16 protein-coding genes are annotated in these 15,061 nt (G+C 66.7%); 3 read left to right on the top strand and 13 right to left on the bottom strand.

The features are described from left to right. Positions 1–3: 3 nt before the first annotated feature. The 4 genes from ACT53K_RS16110 to ACT53K_RS16095 form a co-directional block, all read right to left on the bottom strand. Positions 4–300, bottom strand: coding sequence for a DUF2849 domain-containing protein (locus ACT53K_RS16110; RefSeq protein WP_476229733.1), 297 nt, complete (start codon positions 298–300; stop codon positions 4–6). Continuing rightward, entirely contained in the window at positions 297–1,094 is a 798-nt protein-coding gene (cobA, locus tag ACT53K_RS16105; protein WP_476229732.1) for a uroporphyrinogen-III C-methyltransferase, read from the bottom strand. Before cobA ends, ACT53K_RS16110 begins: the two co-directional genes overlap by 4 nt. Before the next feature lie 86 nt (positions 1,095–1,180). Further along, on the bottom strand, positions 1,181–2,596 hold the full coding sequence (gene astD / locus ACT53K_RS16100; RefSeq protein ID WP_476229731.1) for a succinylglutamate-semialdehyde dehydrogenase: 1,416 nt from the start codon (positions 2,594–2,596) through the stop codon (positions 1,181–1,183). A 70-nt stretch (positions 2,597–2,666) separates the two neighbouring features. Further along, positions 2,667–4,016 (bottom strand): protein adenylyltransferase SelO family protein, encoded by a 1,350-nt coding sequence (locus ACT53K_RS16095; RefSeq protein WP_476229730.1) that lies wholly within the window; start codon positions 4,014–4,016, stop codon positions 2,667–2,669. A gap of 18 nt (positions 4,017–4,034) precedes the next feature. Here ACT53K_RS16095 and ACT53K_RS16090 point away from each other — a divergent pair, with 18 nt between their 5' ends. Next, entirely contained in the window at positions 4,035–4,901 is an 867-nt protein-coding gene (locus ACT53K_RS16090; protein WP_476229866.1) for an alpha/beta fold hydrolase, read from the top strand. A 23-nt stretch (positions 4,902–4,924) separates the two neighbouring features. Here ACT53K_RS16090 and ACT53K_RS16085 read toward each other — a convergent pair whose 3' ends face one another. The 7 genes from ACT53K_RS16085 to ACT53K_RS16055 form a co-directional block, all read right to left on the bottom strand. Continuing rightward, complete coding sequence (locus ACT53K_RS16085; protein WP_476229729.1) at positions 4,925–5,359, bottom strand: hypothetical protein; 435 nt, start codon at positions 5,357–5,359, stop codon at positions 4,925–4,927. Then, positions 5,352–5,822, bottom strand: coding sequence for a hypothetical protein (locus tag ACT53K_RS16080; protein WP_476229728.1), 471 nt, complete (start codon positions 5,820–5,822; stop codon positions 5,352–5,354). The genes ACT53K_RS16085 and ACT53K_RS16080 overlap by 8 nt, the downstream gene beginning before the upstream one ends. Before the next feature lie 49 nt (positions 5,823–5,871). Beyond that, positions 5,872–6,228: a hypothetical protein gene (locus ACT53K_RS16075; protein ID WP_476229727.1), complete on the bottom strand. Its 357-nt coding sequence runs from the start codon at positions 6,226–6,228 to the stop codon at positions 5,872–5,874. Between the two features lie 60 nt (positions 6,229–6,288). Then, positions 6,289–6,726, bottom strand: coding sequence for a helix-turn-helix domain-containing protein (locus ACT53K_RS16070; RefSeq protein WP_476229726.1), 438 nt, complete (start codon positions 6,724–6,726; stop codon positions 6,289–6,291). A gap of 60 nt (positions 6,727–6,786) precedes the next feature. Next, the gene (locus ACT53K_RS16065) at positions 6,787–6,996 is read right to left on the bottom strand and encodes a hypothetical protein (protein WP_476229725.1); all 210 of its coding nucleotides are present in this window, start codon (positions 6,994–6,996) and stop codon (positions 6,787–6,789) included. Between the two features lie 171 nt (positions 6,997–7,167). Beyond that, the gene (locus ACT53K_RS16060; protein ID WP_476229724.1) at positions 7,168–8,208 is read right to left on the bottom strand and encodes a hypothetical protein; all 1,041 of its coding nucleotides are present in this window, start codon (positions 8,206–8,208) and stop codon (positions 7,168–7,170) included. A 79-nt stretch (positions 8,209–8,287) separates the two neighbouring features. Then, positions 8,288–9,571: a S8 family serine peptidase gene (locus ACT53K_RS16055; RefSeq protein ID WP_476229723.1), complete on the bottom strand. Its 1,284-nt coding sequence runs from the start codon at positions 9,569–9,571 to the stop codon at positions 8,288–8,290. A gap of 86 nt (positions 9,572–9,657) precedes the next feature. On the opposite strand from ACT53K_RS16055, the gene ACT53K_RS16050 reads away from it, so the two are divergent. Both ACT53K_RS16050 and ACT53K_RS16045 read left to right on the top strand, forming a co-directional pair. Further along, a complete protein-coding gene (locus ACT53K_RS16050; protein WP_476229722.1) occupies positions 9,658–10,143 on the top strand; it encodes an RNA polymerase sigma factor in 486 nt (161 codons plus the stop codon). Next, the gene (locus tag ACT53K_RS16045) at positions 10,140–10,823 is read left to right on the top strand and encodes an anti-sigma factor family protein (protein WP_476229721.1); all 684 of its coding nucleotides are present in this window, start codon (positions 10,140–10,142) and stop codon (positions 10,821–10,823) included. The genes ACT53K_RS16050 and ACT53K_RS16045 overlap by 4 nt, the downstream gene beginning before the upstream one ends. Positions 10,824–10,832: 9 nt before the next feature. Here ACT53K_RS16045 and ACT53K_RS16040 read toward each other — a convergent pair whose 3' ends face one another. Together ACT53K_RS16040 and ACT53K_RS16035 are read right to left on the bottom strand one after the other, a co-directional pair. After that, the gene (locus tag ACT53K_RS16040) at positions 10,833–12,101 is read right to left on the bottom strand and encodes a family 1 glycosylhydrolase (RefSeq protein WP_476229720.1); all 1,269 of its coding nucleotides are present in this window, start codon (positions 12,099–12,101) and stop codon (positions 10,833–10,835) included. Between the two features lie 130 nt (positions 12,102–12,231). Then, positions 12,232–15,061 (bottom strand): autotransporter outer membrane beta-barrel domain-containing protein (locus ACT53K_RS16035; protein WP_476229719.1); only part of this gene is annotated, 2,830 nt, incomplete at its 5' end.

Genomic DNA, 15,061 nt, shown 5'->3' with positions numbered 1-15,061 from the left:
GGTTCAGATCACCCAGCTTCCGGCCTGCGGGTCGGCGGGCTTGAGGGTCAGGTCCGGGCGCACCGTGGGGCCGAGTGCGCGGATGCGGTCCTTGATATGGGCGGGGCGGGGGCCTTCGGGCGTGGCGGCAGCGTCGATGACATAGGGGCCGTTCACGCGCCGCGCCGCTTCTTCGACTGCGGCAAGCACGTCGCCCTTGTCGCCGACATCGGCCGCCTCAGCGATGTGGCGGGACCAGCCTTCGCCGGTCCACCAGATCACATCGCCGGTCGCAAGGTCGTTTCCGGTCAACACCTTCATGCCTGAAATTCCTGCAATGTCTCAGCAGCGCGTGCCCAGTGCGCCAGCTTGTCCTCGGCATCGGCGAGCTGGACCACTTCGCCCACCACAATGATTGCCGGGCTCTTCACGGCCTCGCGCTCGACCATCGGGCCGAGGTCGGCGAGCAGCGTGCGGATTGCGCGGTGCCCCGCCAGCGTCGCACGCTCCAGCACGGCCACCGGCATGTCCGGGGCGACACCGTCGGCCATCAGCTTGTCGGCGATGGCGGGTGCGGTTGCCACGCCCATGTAAATGACCAGCGTGCGCCCCTTGCCGGCCAGCCCTGCCCAGTTCTGCTCGGTCAGCCCCTTGCATTGGCCGGCGACGAAGCTGACCGCGCTCGACCAGTCGCGATGGGTAAGCGGCAGCATCGCCTCGGCTGCGGCGCCCAGCGCTGCCGAAACGCCGGGGATCACTTCCACCGGCAGTCCGGCGGCACGTACCGCCTCCACTTCCTCGCCGCCGCGACCGAAGATGAACGGGTCGCCGCCCTTCAGCCGCACCACCACCGCGCCAGTCTTCACATGCGCGACGATCAGGGCGTTGATCGATTCCTGCGGCAGCGTGTGCTTCGACCGCTGCTTGGCGACGGAGATGCGGTGGGCCTGCGGCGCCAGATCGAGCACGCGCGGATCGACCAGCCCGTCATGCACCAGCACGTCGCACGCCTTCAGCGCCTCTACGGCTCGGACAGTCAGCAGACCGGGATCGCCAGGGCCTGCGCCGACAAGGATCACGCGACCGCGCGAAAGGGGATCAAGAAGCGACACCATGGACCGCACATGGGCCGTACCGGCGTGCGAGGCAAAAGAGTAAGCTTTGCCCCCGGACTAGCGAAACTTTCGCGCTTCGCCTGCCGCTATGCGTCGCGCAGGCCGACCCCCATTGCTGCACGGGCCTGTTCCGACTCCGAAGACACGACCGGATAGGCGCAATAATCCGCAGCATAATAGGCGCTCGGGCGATGATTGCCCGACCAGCCGATGCCGCCGAACGGGGCCGACGAACTGGCGCCGTTGGTCGGCTTGTTCCAGTTGACGATGCCCGCGCGGATATTCGCCCAGAACTTGTCGTAGAGGTGCGGATCCTGGCTGATCAGGCTGGCCGACAGCCCATAGCGCGTGTCGTTCGCCTCGGCGATGGCATCCTCGAAGCTTGACTTGCGGAACACCTGCAGCACGGGACCGAACAGTTCGACGTCCACCTTTTCGCGCGCCTCGGTCATGTCGATCACGCCCGGCGTCAGGAACGGGCGCGTCTCGATCAGCCGCGCCATGTGCCGGATCGGCCGGCCGCCCATGGTGAGCAACGCGACAAAGCTTTCGGTCAGCATGTCGGCCGTGTCGTTGTCGATCACCGGACCCATGAAGGGCTGCGGATCGGCATGCGGCTCGGCGATGATCAGGCGGCCGATCAGCCGGTTGAGTTCGCTCATCAGCGGATCGTAGAGCTTTTCGTCGACGATCAGCCGGCGGGCAGCCGTGCAGCGCTGACCGGCGGTGGTGAAGGCCGATTGCACCACCAGCACCGCCGCCGAATAGAGATCGGGCGTATCCCACACCACGATCGGATTGTTGCCGCCCATTTCCAGCGCCAGGATCTTCTCCGGCCGCGTGGCGAACTGGCGGTTGAGCGCGATGCCGGTATTCGCCGATCCGGTGAACAGCAGCCCGTCAATATCGGCATGGCCCGCCAGCGCCCGCCCCTCGTTGGGGCCGCCGACCAGCAGTCGCACGCAGCCTTCGGGAATGCCGGCAGCGTGATAGCAATCGACCAGGAAGGCGCCCGAGGCGGGGGTCTTTTCTGAAGGCTTGAACACTACGGCGTTACCCGCCAGCAGTGCGGGGACGATGTGGCCGTTCGGCAGATGCGCCGGGAAATTATAGGGCCCAAGCACCGCCAGCACGCCATGCGGCTTGTGCCGCAGCGCCAGCCGCGTGTTCATCGGCGCTTCGATGCGGCGCTGGCCGGTGCGTTCGGAATAGGCGGTCACCGAAACGTCGACCTTGGCGATCACCGTTTCGACTTCAGTCCGCGCTTCCCACAGCGGCTTGCCGGTTTCCCGAGCGAGCAGATCGGTGAATTTGTCCGCCCGTTGCCGCACGACATTGGCAAAGCGGCGCAGCGCCTCGATACGATAGGCGAGCGGGCGTGCTGCCCAGTCGGCCCAGCTCTTGCGGGCGATCGCCACTTCGGTATCCGCATCGCCGGCGGCCTGGCGCCACAGCACTGCGCCGGTGGCCGGCTCGGTAGAGATAATTTCCTGTCCCGACATCAGGATCTGTTTTCTTTACCACTTGGGGGGAGGAAGGGTGACGGATGCGCTCTTGCACCAAAATACCGGACTAGGCCAGAGCTTCGCCCATCTCACGGACCATGCGGATCTTTTCGTATAGCGGTTGCCAATCGTCGTGTTCGGCGATGGCCGACCAGATCGACTCGACTTCGTCGATGAGCATCGCGCAGGGTTCTCCTTGCCAATAAAGGTGTTCGCGCGTTTTGCGCGAACGATAGGGGGCCATCTGCGCCCGCACTTCGGCAAAGGGCATGCCGTACGAATCGGGCAGTTCGCCGCCGAACGCATCGAAATAAAACTGGTCTATCGGCGTGCCGGTTTCGTGGAGCACCCGTTGCAGGTGCACCGCCAGCGCCCGGTCTTCGGCTTCGCCGCGGGGGACCAGCCCCAGCCGCCACAGGATCGCGCTGGTTTCCTCGCGCTGATAGATGTCCGGGAAGCTGTTCAGCGCCTCGACCAGGGGCGCCTCTTCCTCGATCAGTCGCAGCGAGATGGCGAGCTGCATCACGTCCCAATAGATTGCCTCGGCCTGGCGGCCATAGGCATAGAGGCCGCCCTGATCGAAATAGGCGGCGACAAAATGCGGCGCCCAGATCGGCGTGAAGCGCCACGGGCCATAGTCGAAGCTCTCGCCCGTGACGTTGATATTGTCGCTGTTGAGCACGCCGTGGACAAAACCCGCCGCCATGAACCGGGCCGCCATGCGCGCCGTGCGGCGGACGACATGGGTGACGAGCCGCGCGGAGGCGTCCTGCCCGGCTTCCTCGCCATAATAGTGGCGCAGCACATAGGCGGTCAGTTGCCGCAGCCCGTCCTCATCCTTCGCATAGGCCAGCCGCTGGAAGGTGCCGATACGGATATGGCCATGGCTCAGCCGTACCAGCACCGACGAGCGGGTAGGGGAGGGCTCGTCGCCGCGATGGAGCGATTCGCCGGTTTCAATCAGCGAGAAGGTACGCGAGGTTTCGACACCCAGCGCCTCCAGCATTTCGGTCGCCAGTATCTCGCGCACGCCACCTTTCAGCGTCAGCCGGCCGTCGCCGAAGCGGCTATAGGGTGTCTGGCCGGACCCCTTGGTGCCCAGATCCATCAGCCGGCCGTGGTCGTCGGTCATCTGCGCGAACAGGAACCCGCGGCCATCGCCGATTTCGGGATTGTACACGCGGAACTGGTGGCCGTGATAGCGCAGCGCAAGCGGCTGGGGCAGGCTGCCCGAAAGCGGCTCGAAGCGGCCGAAACGGGCAATCCACGCCGCATCGTCGAGCTGGCTCAGCCCCACGCTCGCGGCGGCGCGGTCGTTACGGAAACGCAGGATCGTCTGCGGGAAGTGCGCAGGAGTCACCGGATCGTAGAAGCCATCCCCCAGTTCGAGGATCGCCTGTTGCGGAGCGAAGGCCATAAGGCGATATGGGGCGCGATGGGTGAGCAGCGCAACTATTCCGACGGCTATTGGTGGTCGAAAGACGGCCTGCGGCTGCATTATCGCGATTATCCCGGCCGGAACGACCGGCCGCCGCTGATCTGTTTTCCCGGTCTGACGCGCAATGCGCGCGACTATACCGCGCTCGCGGAGCGGCTGGTGGGCGAATGGCGCGTGCTATGCATCGAGTTCCGCGGGCGGGGCGACAGCGCCTATGCCAAGGACACGATGACCTATGTGCCGCTGGTCTATCTTCAGGATGTCGAGGCGCTGCTGGCCGAACTGAAGATCGACAAGTTCGTAGCGGTGGGAACCTCGCTGGGCGGTATCGTGACGCTGCTGCTGGCGGCGACGGACGGCGACAAGCTGGTCGGCACGGTCCTGAACGATGTCGGCCCGGTGATCGAGCCGGTGGGGCTGGCACGCATCCGCACCTATGTCGGCAAGCCTGTCTGGTATCCCACCTGGATGCACGCGGCGCGCGGTGTCGCGGAGGCGAATGGCGATGTCTATCCCGACTATGGCATCGAAGACTGGCTGGCGATGGCGAAGCGGCTGCACCGGGTGAACAGCCAGGGCCGCATCGTCCTCGATTACGACATGAAGATCGCCGATCCGCTGCGCGTGCCGGGCAATGAGGCGGGGCCGGACATGTGGCCGACCATGGACGCGCTCGCCGGGCGGCCACTGCTGATCGTGCGCGGGGAGCGATCGGACATATTGAGCGCCGAGACCGCAGAAAAGATGCGCGCCCGGGTGCCGGGCGCGGAGCTGGTCACGGTGCCGGGTGTAGGCCATGCGCCGACGCTGGAGGAGCCGGTTGCCGTGGCTGCTCTGGCAACGATGCTGGGGAAGGTCGCCTAGCAACCGTTCCGCTGGCGGGAACGTCAGTCGGCTTCGCGTTCCTCTATCAGTGCGCTCAGCCAATGCGCGACCGCGCTGCTGGCGGGCGGGGTGATCGTCAGATGCGCGCGCCGGCGGTCCACCGGATCGGTCGTCCGGATGACCAGCCCTTCCTCTTCCAGATGCGAAACCCAGCGAAGCGCCGTTGAGGTCGGCACTGCTGCGGCAATGCAGGCGCTCGATACCGACACCGGCTTGCCTTCGACATGGGCGGCGAACAGGTCGAGCAACATGTCCCAGGCGGGATCGGCGAACATCGGCGTGCTGAACAACGTGTCGCGTAGTCGCCGCAGACGCAGATAGCCGCGCGCGGCGCGGGCAAGCTCAGCATCTTCGTGGCGCCGGCGCGAGCGGCTGAGAGGGCTTACGCCCTGGAAGTTGCCGGGAAGCCCCGACGACAGGGGGTGCATTTCACGCATTTGTGTCACTGTGCGGTGTCCACTCGGTTTTGGAGGGGGCGGGGCGATGCATCGGTCGGTTCCGCTCGCGGCGATCCAGTGTTGCACCCAGCGCCATCGTGACCACGATCAGCACGCCCCAGAAACTTTCGAGCCCGCGATAGATGGCGGGCGTGTGATGCGGCACGACCAGTGCAGTGATGTGCGCAAGCACGCCGTTCATCTGGAAGCCGGAGATCCAGATCGGCCACCAGCGGCGGCTGCGAAACATGATCGCGCCAAAACCCAGCAGCAAGGCGCCGTCCAGATAGAGTTTGAACCCCGGCGAGGTGGCGAGCAGCATGTCGATCGAGCCGGCAACCCGGCCGATCGCAATCGCCAGAACCGTCAGCAGCGCTGCCCATCGGCCTTCCCAGCCTCCGTTGATTGCAGCAATGGCGCAGCAAAGCGCCGCCAGCGCGATGAAAAACACTACGATGAGCATGGCCAGGCCGCTTCCTGTTGCAGACGATTTGGCCTGGCCATGTTCCGGATCAGAGCGCCGCGACGGGCTGCGCGGCGGCCGGCAGCTCGGCGCCAGTGAAGGTCGGCTTCAGCGGATTGTCGCAGCCGATGTCGACCGTTTCGAGATTGCTGTCGCGCTTGAGCACGTTCACGCGCTTGACCAGATCGACCATATCGTTGCGCCCCTTGACGACATTGGTGAGGCCGGCGGCCGCGCTGTCATAGAGGCGCTGGCTCTCGATGGCGTTGAGCTGCGAGGCGCGGGCGGTTTCAATCAGCGCGCCCAGCAGGCGTGCGCCGTTTACGAGCGCGTCGTCCACTGCGCCAATCGTCGAGCGAATATCCTCGGCAATGACCATCGCCGAACCCTTGTCGAACGTGTGCATGTGAGTCTCCCCCTGCTCGCCGAAAGTGACGAGCGATTGTTGCCGATCCGCGGTCCGGGTTCAGAGCACCGTGAGAAGACCTATGAACGTAGTAAGTATCGCCAGCAGGATAATAACGCCGGTTGCGCCGATACGGAATGCGTAAATAGATTTCTCTATAACACTAAGGTCATTCAGTGTTCCGCCGACGGGAATTGGGAGTAGAAAATCCCGAACCCTCTTCCACCCGGCCCCCGACTTGGTTGTGGCTGGTTTGGGCTCGGCGGCAAGGGGCTGCGATTGCGATTGTAAATTTTGCGATGCCTCCAATTGCAGGAAAATACGTGCAGCCTCGCGCCGGTTGGAAGCGCCCAGCAGCGCCATGGCATCGGTCAGATAGGTATCCACCGACCGGGGGGAGAGGCCGATCTCCTGGGCGATCTCCTTCGACGACATGCCGCGCGCCACCAGGACGAGGCACGCCTTTTGCCGTTCAGAGAGAGAGGCAGTCGTCGACAAAGAAATTCTCCAGGCGAAGTGTCCGATTCGGGGCTGCCCGAGGGGGGCTGCGTAAGGCGGTCATTCGCCGGGCGGCGTTCTTCGCTGAAAGCCCCTTGGTCCGGGGCCGGAGGGATCGGAAGGCGAGGATAGCTCCACCAGCAGGTCCAGTCCGTGCTGCAGGTGGCAGGCCGGCGCGAGCAGGCGAAGCGCATCGCAGATGGCAAGCGCATCCCGCACCCGCGAAATAGCGGATTCCACGGTAACCGGCACGGCATCTTGGTCAGTCATAGGGTTGGTCGCAATAACGGGCGGGGGGGCCCCGATAGGATCGCTATTAGCCGCAGCCCATGCCCTTTGGCTATTCCCCAGCCGCCATTTCGAGCGGAGATTTGCCTGCTCCGGTCACAAAAAAATGCCCCGGCCGCGAACGGCCGGGGCGCGTGTTTCCGCGTGGGACGGTTATTCAGCGGCGTTGTTCACTTCGCCCTTGCCCATCGCCGAGACCAGGGCGCTGCCCGAGCCGGTGAAGTTGGTGGCCGGCAGGGTGGCGGTACCCTTCTTGGTGCGGACCAGCACCTGCTGGACGGCACCCGAGGCGTTCGAGCGAACCGACTGGACCGTACCGATCACCTTGCCGCGTGCATCGGTAACGGGCATCCCTGCCGAGACCGGGAAGGCCATGTTGCCCTGCGCGGCGGCCGAACCGGCGCTGGCCAGGCTCAGGGCACGGCCGGCGGTGGCGTTGGCTGCGCCGTTCGCTGCGCCGTTTGCCGTGGCGGAAAGGGCGGCAGGGCTGGGCACTGCGCTCCGGGCCTGGCTCACCGCGCTGCTGGCAGTGCCCTGAACGCGGCCGACCGCATTGCCTGCAACTGCCTGAGTGCGCTCGACCGCCGTGCCTGCTGCGTCACGGCTACGGCTGACTGCTGTGCCGGCCACGTCACGGGTGCGGCTGACAGTCGAGCCTGCCACGTCGCGGGTCCGGCTGACGGCCGCGCCGGCCGCATCGCGGGTCCGGCCCGCAGCGGTGGCTGCGGCATCGCGGGTGGTGCCAACCGCGCTGCGGGTGGCGCCGCGAACGGCGTCGGTGCCGATCAACTGGGCGTCCATGTTCGTGCTGCGGCTGGCCGAGCCGGAGAGGGTGCCGCTGGTGGCGCGGTCGCCGATGCGCGCGGTGTTGGTCACCGTGCCGTCGATCGAGCTGTCGTTGGAGGCGTGCACGCGGCCCTTGCGGACATCGACACTGCGCTCGCTGCGGGTGGAGCCTTCCAGCGCGCCGCCGAATTCGTCGCCGCCGCGGGGCAGATGGCGCATCGAACCGTCGAGCATGCCGCCCATCGAGCCCATGCCCGAACCACCCATGGAGCCGGTGCCGCTGCCGAGCGTGCCGCCCAGCATGCCGCCCAGGCCGCCACCGGCATGGCCGCCAAGCAGCTGAGCCGAAGCCGGGGTCGCCGCGAGAGCGAGAGCGAGGAAAGCGCTGGTGCCGAGGAACTTGATCATCTTCATTCTCCCAATGAAACTGCTGACACTGGGAGAACGGAACCCGGATCGCGTTTAATCCCGGGCTTCGAAAATTTTTTCAGGGGGCGGGAGTCCGGCAGGTTTCGCACAGCACGCCGCGCCCGAAACGCGGGCCTGCCTTGCGCGCAGCGGCGTCGGTTTGCTTCAGCGCCCGTGCCCGCAGGGCTGCGTCGGGCACGCTATAGAAACGTGCGATGACGGCAGCCGCCAGCGGTGCCGCGAAAGAGGTACCGCGCACCCGCATCGGCGTGCCGCTGGCTGCCATGGCCAGCATGTCCGCTCCCGGTGCTGCATAGTCCAGATGCGTCGCACGGCCCGCCTCGATTAGCGGGCGCCCGCGGCCGTCGATGCCGGTAACGGCGATGACACCGGGATATGAGGCGGGATAGGCGGGTGGCGCGGCCGGGCCGTCATTGCCGACCGCTGCGACGATCACCAGCCCGCGTGCCTGGGCGGCGGCGACGACCCTGCCCAGCAAAGGGTTGCCCGGGCCGACCAGGCTGATCGTCACGACGCCCACGCGATTCTGCACCATCCAGCCGATCGCCTTGGCGATGGCGGTTGCGCTGCCGCCGGCAGGATCGCTGCCATAGACATCGGCGGAGGCGATGCGCGCGCCCGGCAGCCCGCCGCGCACCGCGGCGGCCCCGGTAATAAGCGAGGCGACTGCGGTGCCGTGGTCGTTGTTGCGGGGTGCACCGCTCGCAAATCCTGCGCGCAGCGCGGCGCCGGCGACGCCGCCATCGATCACGCCGACCAGCGGACCATTGCCGGCGGCCGGCGGTGCGGGATGCGCAGGCACCTTGCCGCTGGGGGAATGGAGCTGGTCTGCGCTCACTTCTCTTGCGCCAAGGTTGCGCAATTCGCGAATCGCGGTCGAGAGCGAGCGGCCGTCGGGCGTCGCCAGACGCGCGAAGCCGACGCCCAGAAGATCGCCGCGCTCCAGGATGCGATAGCCTTTTGCAGTGGCAGCGTTGATCAGCGCGTCGCTGGGATCGTCTACCACCACTTCGCCCGCGCGCGCAGGGAAGCCCTGCGGGTCGAGCGCGATCTCGCGCGGATGGTCGCGCACCAGTTGTCGCACCGTGGCCTGACGTGCCTCCTCAAGGCGCTGCGCCGCCTCGCTGGTTATGGTCTCCACGTCCTGCCGCACGCGCCCCAGCAGCGCGCCGGGCGTGGGCAATCCGGGCAGCTCCTGAATCTTGGGAAGTTCCTGTGGGCCCGGAATGCCGGTTGGTCCGGGGAGCCCGGACGCGCCGGGAAAGCCGGGACCGAACTGGGCATGGGCGGGGACAGCCCAGGCGAGCGTGACGAGCAGCGGCAGGCAGGAACGGAATCGCATCGGAACACTCTTGCATGAAAATCGGATCATGGGGATGAAACGTGCGGTGCCATCCGTTTCATCCGGACGAGAAGGAGAATGCCGGCTTGGCTGGGTTTGAGGCTGATCTGCTCGCATTGCTGCCGCGCCTGCGGCGATTTGCCAGGGCGCTTGCCCGCGATGCGGCGGATGCCGACGATTTGTGCCAGATGGCGCTCGAAAAGGCGTTGCTTGCGCGTGCCTCATGGCAGCCGGGCACGCGCCTCGATAGCTGGATGTACCGTATCATGCGCAATGCCTGGATAGATGTAGCCCGCAGCCGCACCCGCGCGGCGCAGACCTTCGTTGCCGAAGAGGCGGGGGCCGAGGTCGGCGACGATGGCGGCACCGAAGCGCGGGCCGTGCGCCGCGACATCGATGCGGCGATGGACGCTCTGCCCGACGAGCAGCGCGAGGCCGTCGCGTTGGTGCTGGTCGAAGGGCTGGCCTATCGCGAGGCGGCAGAAATTCTGGATATTCCAATGGGTACGCTCACCTCACGGCTGGTGCGCGGGCGACAGGCGCTGATGGCGCGACTGGGAGAAGCGGCATGAGCATCGATCCGGAAACCCTGATGGCCTATGCCGATGGCGAACTCGGCGCGATCGACGCGAAGCGGGTCGAGCGCGCGATCGCGGAGGATCCGGCGCTCGCCGCGCAACTGGAGGAGCATCGCGCGCTGCGATCGATGCTGGGGGCGCATTTCGGGCCGATCGCGGCCGAACCCGTGCCCGATCGGCTGGCGTCGATGCTGACCAGCAACGTGGTTGCGCTGCCCGTCCGGCCTCGGCCCGCCGCGCCGAAATGGCTGGGATGGAGCGGCGCCATTGCAGCGTCGCTGGTGGTCGGGCTGATGATCGGCCAGGGCTGGGACCGCGGCGGCATGGTCCGCAGCGTCCATGGCCAGCTCTATGCCGCCGGCCCGCTCGCCCATGCGCTTAACGACACGCTGGCTTCGGCGCAGGGCGAGACGCGCGTGCCGGTAAGCTTCCGCGATCGCAGCGGTGCCTATTGCCGTGTCTTCACCTCGCCGAGCACCGACGGCATCGCCTGCCGCGACGGCCAGGGATGGTCGCTCCGCCAGACGCGGGCGGGCCAGGCCGGGGCCGCCACAGCCTATGCCCAGGCGGGCTCGCACGACGCTGCGCTGATGGCGGCCGCGCAGGAGATGATGGCGGGCGACCCGCTCGATGCCGCAGCAGAGAAGCGCGCGCGCGACGGGGGCTGGCGATAGGGCGATGGGCTAGCGATCGCAGTCGATGATTGCCTGGGCCCGGGCACGTTGCAGATGCTCGTGCGCGCCGCCGGCTTCTTCCGGCAACACCACCGGTACGGTAAGGCACAGGCTTTGGGTCGGCAGCACGTCGCGCCATTGACTGATCAGCCGCTTATAGGCTTCGCCGACAGGCCGGATCTTGCGGTCGAGATCGTATAGGCCCAGCGGGTTGACGGTGCCGTTCTGCTCGCGCAGCGCGCTGTCCCAATCGACCTGATCGGTCAGCGAATACCAGGTGAAGCCCACCACCGGCACCCCGTCGTTGCGGACGCGCAGCACGTTCGCCCATTGCTTCCACAGCCAGTCGACCGCCTCATGCCCGGTTGCGCCCTGACTGAGATTGGTCTCGGTGTGCATCACCGGCAACCGGTAGCGATCATGATATTGGCGGGTGATCTCGCTATAGCCGAATATCTCGCCCGAGGCGCGCGTCGATCCGTCGGCGGCGACGCGGTGCTCATTGGTGATGTAATAGTCGTTCCCCATGATGCAGTGCTGCTTCAGGTGATTGTCGAGGAAGAAGTGATATTCCTCGCGCGTCATGCCGTTGTCGCTGAGATATTCGTACATCTCGGAATCGACGCGGCGGCCATAGTTGAGATCGAGCGAGAGGAAACGCTGGGCGTTCATCAACTCTGCCGGGCCGATGGCCGCCGGAGATTCTGCGTGGAAATATTCGGAGGATTCGCTCTGGATGAAGATCGCGTCCGGCCGCGCCTGCAGAATGGCGCGCATCGCCAGCACATTGGCCTTCACGATGTGCTTGAGCGCCGTGACGAAGGCGGTGTCGCTTCTAAGCTGCTCGTTCCACCAGCCATAGCGCGCCGAGAAGGTGGCGCAGATATACATCTCGTTGATCGGCGTATAGAGCTGCACCCACGGGAAGCGCCGGGCGAAACTGCCTGCATAATCGGCAAACAGGTCCGGGAAATCGGGGTTCTGGAAATTGCCGATCCAGTCCGGCACGCCAAAATGACACAGGTCGACGATCGGCATCAGGTTGCGGCGCTTGAGCTCCGCGAAGGTCTGGTCGGCAAAGTCCCAGTCATGCTTGCCTGGCCACAGCCATGTCGTGTGGATCGGCGGGCCATAGCGAAGATAGCCGATGCCCATTTCCGCCACGAGCGCGAAGTCTTCCTGCCAGCGTTGGTAGTGGCCGCAGCGTTCCATTTCGTCGACGCGGGTACGGCCGTTGTCGATGGTGGGGACGCTGTTCTCGACGCCGGTGGCGAACATGAAGGTAGCGATGCGACATCTCCTGAGTCCGGTCCCGGCCTCAACGCAGGAGCGGGGAACGGGGAGCCGCGCGGCAATAAAAAGGGCGCCGGCACGCGGTGCCGACGCCCCCTTTCCGCAAAGACGCGACTTACCAGCGGATGCTGATCGTGGCGTTGCCCGAATGCGCGTCGGCATTGCCGAGGCCGGTGTAGCGATAGCGCAGGTCGAGCGATACATTGCGCGACAGGTCCGCCGTCAGGCCCGCTTCGCTGCGAAGCTGCGTGCGGCCGGTCGAAACCGAACGGGTGCCGAAACGGGCATCCGCCAGATTTGCCTGCAGCACGGTACGTGCTGCGCCGAGCTGCTGCAGGGCCATCGCCGAGACATAAGGATGCAAGACTGCCTTGTTGCCGGCAGCGACAGTGCTGTCGACGCGAAGACCGGCGCGTCCGGTCCAGGCGCGGCGATGCGTACCGTCGAAGCGCAGCGCGCTCAGCGTGCCGCCGGTCTCCTGGAAGCCGTCACGCTCCACCCGGTCGAAGGCGATGCCTGCAACCGGCGTCACCCCAAGCTTGCCCAGGTCGAACCGGTGCCCCGCCTCGACATCGCCGCCATAGGAAAAGCCCATGCCGCCGCCCTTCAGCGCCTCGGCCGTGTCGCCGAGCTGGACGCTGCGGCGGACCTTGTAGGCATCGACATTGAAGTCGATCACGCCGGTCAGATAGCTGCCGGCCTGGTTCCACGCCGCGTAGAGCGCGCCCCCGTAGGCATTCGTCTTGGCAGTGCCGAGTGCCGTGACACTGGTGTCGACATGCTTGTAGCTTGCCGCCACGCCGAGCACGAGGTTGCGGGTCGCGCGCCGATCGACGCCCAGCGTGTAGCCATAGCTGGTCGAGCGATAGCCGTTGCCGGTCGCATCGGCGCTGACATCGATCCGCTGGGCGTTGAACGCGCCCCACAGGCCGTTATGCGGCTGCCCGGTTGCAGCGTCGCTGCCGCGGGTCCGCACCCGGCCGACCATCGTGTCGCGGACGGTCTGGTTTGCCTGGAGCTGCGCTTCCATCGCGTCGGCGTGGATGCCGCCGGCGAGCTGCTGGAAGGTCGTGCCGATGCGATCCGCCGAAAGCGGCGCCAGGCTGGCGAACAGCGCGCCGGTGCGGCTGGCGCTGCGAGCGCCGGAGTCGGGGCGCACCGCATCCAGTGCCGTAGCCGCCCGGACGGCGTTCGCGCCGCTCTTTCCGCTCAGATAGGCCGCATAGCTGTCCGGCGTCACGGTCAGCAGCATCGCGTTCGGGCGATACAGCACGGCGAAGCGGGTATTGGGCGACAGTCCCTGGCCCGGCTGCGTCAGTGCATCGAAGCTGCCCGCCACGCCGCCTTCCGCCGTGACGATCTGGAACATCTGGCCGATGGCGGGGGTGAAGCTGTTCGTGGCATTGCCGGTAATGCCGCGCAACTGCGGCTTGAGCGTCCCGGCGGCGGTGTAGACGCTGTTCGCACCGGTCAGCACCAGCGTGTCGTAATGACCCGCGCCGATGCCCGGCGTGGTGCCGTCTACGTCACTTGCCAGCGTGCTGCCGGGGGCCTGAGTGACACTGCCGGCGACGACCAGCTGACCGGGCGAGTTGCCCGGCGCAAGCGTGCCGGCGACTTGCATATTGCCCTGCACAGCGCCGTTGCCCCGCGCCGTACCGCCGGCATCGACAAACACGTTGCCGGCAAACACGGCGTCAAAGCTCATCGCGCCCTGCTGCACGCAGGCGCCGATCGCGTTCGACGCAGCCGCAGCCAGCACCAGCGTGCCGCTGCCCTGTTTGATGAGGCAGGTGCTGCCGCTGCTGCCGCCGGTCATCCGCACGGTGTTCGCGCCGGTATCCAGCACGCCACCGCCTGCGCCGAACAGCACTGACTGGCTGATCGTCAGGTCGCTGCCAGCGTTGAACTGCGTCGCGTTGCGCAGCAGGATCGCGCCGCCGCTGGTGCCGATCGAAGTCTGGTTGGTGGCGACCACGCGACCGCCCGATACGTCGAGCGTCAGTCCCTGCACGGTGCCGGACAGCGTGAGTACGCCCGCGCCAGACTTTGCGAGGATACCGGTGCCGCTCAGATTGCCGGTAAAGGTTCCGTCGGTCGGCTGTGCGAATTCCAGCACGGCGTTGTTGACGATATTGCCGGTGAGGCTGCTCGTGTTGCCGACCAGCCTTCCCTCCAGCACGGTGGTGCCGCCGGTATAGCTGTTCGGACCGGTGAGGGTGAGGGTGCCCGCACCACTCTTCACCAATCCACCGGAGCCGGACATGGCGCCGGCATAGGTGCCATTGCTCGCCTGGGCGAAGGCGACAGTGCCGTTGTTGGCGATGGCGCCCTGAAGCGAAGTCGTGTCGCCCGCGAGCGTGCCGGCCAGGACCGCAGTGCCGCCGGTATAGCTGTTCGGACCTGTGAGGGTGAGGGTGCCCGCACCACTCTTCACCAATCCACCGGAGCCGGACATGGTGCCGGCATAGGTGCCATTGCTCGCCTGTGCGAAGGCGACGGTGCCACTGTTGGCAATGGCGCCCTGCAGCGACGTCGTGTCGCCCGCGAGCGTGCCGGCAAGGACCGCAGTGCCGCCGGTATAGCTGTTCGGGCCCGAGAGGGTGAGAGTGCCCGTGCCGCTCTTCACGAGTGCGCCGCTGCCGGACATGGTACCGGCATAGGTGCCGTCGCTCGCCTGGGCGAAGGCGACGGTGCCGCCGTTGGCGATGGAGCCTTGCAGCGAAGTGGTGTCACCGGCCAGCGTGCCGGCGAGGACCGATGTGCCGCCGGTGTAGCTGTTCGGGCCCGCGAGGGTGAGGGTGCCCGTGCCGCTCTTCACGAGTGCGCCGCTGCCGGACATGGTACCGGCATAGGTGCCGTCGCTCCCCTGGGCGAAGGCGACGGTGCCGCCGTTGGCGATGGAGCCTTGCAGCGAAGTGGTGTCACCGGCCAGCGTGCCGGCG

The sequence above is a fragment of the Sphingomonas sp. DMC8 genome (genome assembly GCF_056314185.1).
This window is presented reverse-complemented; position numbering and strand designations above follow the sequence as displayed.